Here is a 4,045-nt window from a genome sequence, read left to right as displayed (position 1 = left end):
GTGCGCCTTCACCGAACGGTCCTCCCGCCTTGTCCGAACGTCCGCGCCCGGGGCAAAATCCGTTCCGGGCGCTTTTTCTCCGTAGTTTCCCTAGTCCCGCTTCCCGACAGTTATGATTTTCCAGGAATCATCGTTTCAGGAACGTCGCCAATAAAATCGGTTCAACACTTTGAACTCTCTCTTTTCGTGACTGCGGGACTCCGACAGAATCCGATTTAACGACGAAGTTCAAGGAGTCGAACCAAATGGCCGCTCAGAACAAAGGCTGCATCTCCCTCATCCGCGCCGACCGCGTGCTCACGCACATCGGTCACACGGGTCCCGTGAGCTTCACGCAGCTCGTGCGCGACCTCGAACTCCCCAAGAGCAGTCTGCTCAACCTCCTCGACGTGATGGTCGAGTGCGGACTGCTTTTCAAGAACGCCAACCGGCAGTATCAGCTCGGCATCAAGCTCTACGAGCTCGGGTGTCTGTCTCTGCACCGCCGGAGCCTCTTCGAAGTGACGAAGCGCCCGATGCAGGAGCTCGTCATGCAGAGCGGCCTCATCTGCCACCTCGGCACGCTCGAGGACCGCCACGCGATCTACATCGACAAGGTCGAGAGCCCGAAGTCCACGCCCACGGACAAGTCCTGGGTGGGCAAGGAGCTCTCGCTGCACAGCACGGGGCTCGGCAAGGCGCTCCTCGCCTGGAGGCCCGAAGAGGAGATCCGCCGCTACGTGGACCGGTTGGAGCTCGTCACCTACACGCCCCGAACGATCACCGAGCGGAGCGCCCTTCTTGAGGAGCTGGCTCTCACGCGTCAACGTGGATGGGCAATCGACGCCGAAGAGTCGGCTCCTCAAGCCGTCTGTCTTTCGATGCCGGTCTTCGACCTCGCAGGCCGCGTCAACTACGCCGTCTCGCTCTCGGCGAACCCGTCCGTCTACACGCGCGAAACCATTCCGACGTACCTGCGGATGCTCGAATCCTGCTCGACGGCGATCTCACGCGGTCTCGGCTGGAGCGGGCCGATGCCCGTGGTGAACGTCTGACCGGGTCCCGTCTTTCCATCATTCCTTCCCTCTGGAGCCAAATCAAATGAAGAAGTTTTGCGGCTGCATTCCTCCCGTCTCCTCCACCTTCACGCCCGACGGCCGCGTCGACCGCGCCGCGGCGAAGCGCCTCGCCGACTATCTGATCGAACACGGCGTTCATGGGCTCTTCTACCTCGGCACCGGCGGCGAATTCAGCCAGATGAGCAAGGAGGAGCGCAAGGAGATGGCCGAGGCGGGCGTTGAAGCCGCCGCCCACCGCGTCCCCGTCCTGATCGGCGTGGGTTCGCCCAACACCCGCGAAGCCGTCGAGCTCGCCCAACACGCCGAATCGATCGGCGCCGACGGCATCGTCGTGATCAATCCCTACTACTGGAAGGTCTCGGCTCCCAACCTCGACGCCTACTACAAGGCGATCTGCTCGGCCGTGAAGCTCCCGGTCCTCATCTACAACTTCCCCGACCTCACCGGCCAGGACATGAACGCCGAGGTCGTCAAGCGCCTCGTCCTTGCGAATGACAACATTGTCGGCATCAAGGAGACGATCGACAACGTTGGCCACATCCGCGCGATGATCCGCACCGTGAAGGCCGTCCGTCCGGACTTCTCCGTCTTCGCGGGCTACGACGACCATCTGCTCAACACGCTCGAACTCGGCGGCGACGGTTCGATCACCGCGAGCATGAACTTCGCCCCGGACCTCTCGGTGGGCATCTACGAAGCCTTCCGCAAGGGCGACTACCAGAAGGCCGTTGAACTCGACCGCAAGCTCGTGCAGCTCCCCGCGCTCTACGGGCTCGAAGTGCCCTTCATGAGCGTCATCAAGTACGCCACCGTCCTTGCCGCCGGCATCGACATGAGCACCTATTCGCTCCCGCCCGTCCGTGCGCTTTCGGACGAAACGAAGAAGGCCGTAGAAACCTTCCTGAAGGAGCAGGGCGTTATCTGATCCCGCACCAAGAATGGGAACGCCACTTCGGGATCAATTCAAAGGAGACAATTGAAATGACCGGTTTCTACGACGACGCGAACCAAGAGATCTACAAGGTCCGCACGCACGCCGCGGGCCCCAAGGGTGAGCTGCCGCTCACGCCCGCCATGCTGATCAACCGCCCGAGCGGAGACCTCTTCGGCATGACGATGAACGCAGGCATCGGCTGGAACCCTGACGAGCTCGACCGCGACGAAGTGCTCCTCGTGAGCACCTTGGGCGGCATCCGCGGCGCGGACGGCAAGCCCATCGCGCTCGCGCTCCATCAGGGCCACTACGAACTCGACGTGCAGCTGCGCGCCGCCGCCAACGAAATCAAGGCCGGCAAGGCGCTTCCCTATGCGGTCTACGTTTCCGATCCCTGCGACGGCCGCACCCAGGGCACGCTCGGCATGTTCGATTCGCTGCCGTACCGCAACGACGCGAGCATGGTCATGCGCCGTCTGATCCGGTCGCTTCCCAACGTCAAGGCCGTCGTGGGCGTCGCCACCTGCGACAAAGGCCTGCCCGCCACGATGATGGCGCTCGCCTCGCAGCATGACAAGGCGATCGTGCTCGTCCCGGGCGGCTCGACCCTTCCCGCCGTCGGCGGTGAAGACAACGGCCGCGTGCAGACGATCGGCGCGCGCTTCGCCAACGGCGAACTGTCGCTTCACGACGCCCGGCGCTTCGGGTGCTCGGCCTGCGCGTCCGCGGGCGGCGGCTGCCAGTTCCTCGGCACTGCGGGCACTTCGCAGGTGGTCGCCGAAGGCCTGGGCATCGCGCTGCCGCACTCGGCGCTCGCGCCCTCGGGAGAACCCGTCTGGGAGGACATCGCGCGCGCTTCGGCCCGCGCGGCCCTCGCCCTCATGAAGGCCGGCATCCACGCGAAGGACATCATCACCTCGAAGGCGATCGAGAACGCCATGATGGTCCATGCGGCCTTCGGCGGCTCGACGAACCTGCTGCTCCACATCCCGGCGATCGCGCATCAGGCGGGCGTGAAGCTCCCGGCCGTCGAGGACTGGATCCGCATCAACCAGGCGGTGCCGCGCCTCGTGGACGTGCTCCCGAACGGCCCGAAGTACCATCCCACCGTCCGTGCCTTCATGGCGGGCGGCGTGCCGGAGGTCATGCTCCACCTGCGCGACCTCGGGCTCCTGCACCTCGACGCGATGACCGTCACGGGCAAGACGGTCGGCGAAAACCTCGAGTGGTGGGAGAAGAGTGAGCGCCGTGCGAAGTTCAAGGCGATTCTCGAAGAGCTCGAGCACGTGAGTCCGGACGACGTCATCATGTCGCCCGAGGTCGCCAAGGCTCGCGGCCTCACCTCGACCATCACGTTCCCCGTGGGCAACATCGCTCCGGAAGGCTCCGTGATCAAGTCCACCGCCATCGACCCGAGCGTGATCGACCCCGACGGCGTCTACCGCCACAAGGGCCCCTGCAAGGTCTACTTCTCCGAGAAGTCCGCGGTCTACGACATCAAGCACGAGAAGGTGAAGAAGGGCGACATCCTGATCATCGCCGGCACCGGCCCCTCGGGCACGGGCATGGAGGAGACCTACCAGGTGACGAGCTCCCTGAAGCACCTCTCCTACGGCAAGTACGTCTCCCTCGTCACCGACGCGCGCTTCTCGGGCGTCTCGACGGGCGCGTGCATCGGCCACGTCGGTCCCGAAGCCCTCGCGGGCGGCCCGATCGGGAAGCTACGCACCGGGGACATCGTCGACATTGAGGTCGACACGCGCACCCTCCACGGCCGCGTGAACTTCCTCGGCACGGCCGAAACGGGCGAGCTGCCGCTCGAAGCGGCGACGAAGCTCCTCAACGCCCGCGCGACCGATCCGGAGATCGCTCCCGATCCGGATCTTCCGGACGACACGAAGCTCTGGGCGGCGCTGCAGTCGCTCTCGGGCGGCACGTGGCGCGGCTGCGTCTACGATGTCCCGATGATCCTAGACGCGATCAAGCGCATCCCGAAGGCCTGATTCGCGCAAACCCCACTGCAATTCCTCAACCGGCCCCGTCGGCCGCACCC

3 protein-coding genes are annotated in these 4,045 nt (G+C 64.8%); all 3 read left to right on the top strand.

From position 1 onward, the window contains the following. The first annotated feature begins 245 nt into the window (after nucleotides 1–245). The 3 genes from ACT6Y9_RS09170 to ACT6Y9_RS09160 are packed head-to-tail and all read left to right on the top strand — an operon-like array spanning nucleotide 246 to nucleotide 3,995. Complete coding sequence (locus ACT6Y9_RS09170) at nucleotides 246–1,034, top strand: IclR family transcriptional regulator (RefSeq protein ID WP_443744306.1); 789 nt, start codon at nucleotides 246–248, stop codon at nucleotides 1,032–1,034. 46 nt (nucleotides 1,035–1,080) lie between these two features. Further along, a complete protein-coding gene (locus ACT6Y9_RS09165) occupies nucleotides 1,081–1,983 on the top strand; it encodes a dihydrodipicolinate synthase family protein (RefSeq protein ID WP_443744305.1) in 903 nt (300 codons plus the stop codon). A gap of 56 nt (nucleotides 1,984–2,039) precedes the next feature. Beyond that, a complete protein-coding gene (locus tag ACT6Y9_RS09160; protein WP_443744304.1) occupies nucleotides 2,040–3,995 on the top strand; it encodes a YjhG/YagF family D-xylonate dehydratase in 1,956 nt (651 codons plus the stop codon). The last annotated feature ends 50 nt before the right edge of the window (nucleotides 3,996–4,045 follow it).

Source organism: Sutterella sp., assembly GCF_052272535.1.
Lineage (GTDB): Bacteria > Pseudomonadota > Gammaproteobacteria > Burkholderiales > Burkholderiaceae_F > Sutterella.
This window is presented reverse-complemented; position numbering and strand designations above follow the sequence as displayed.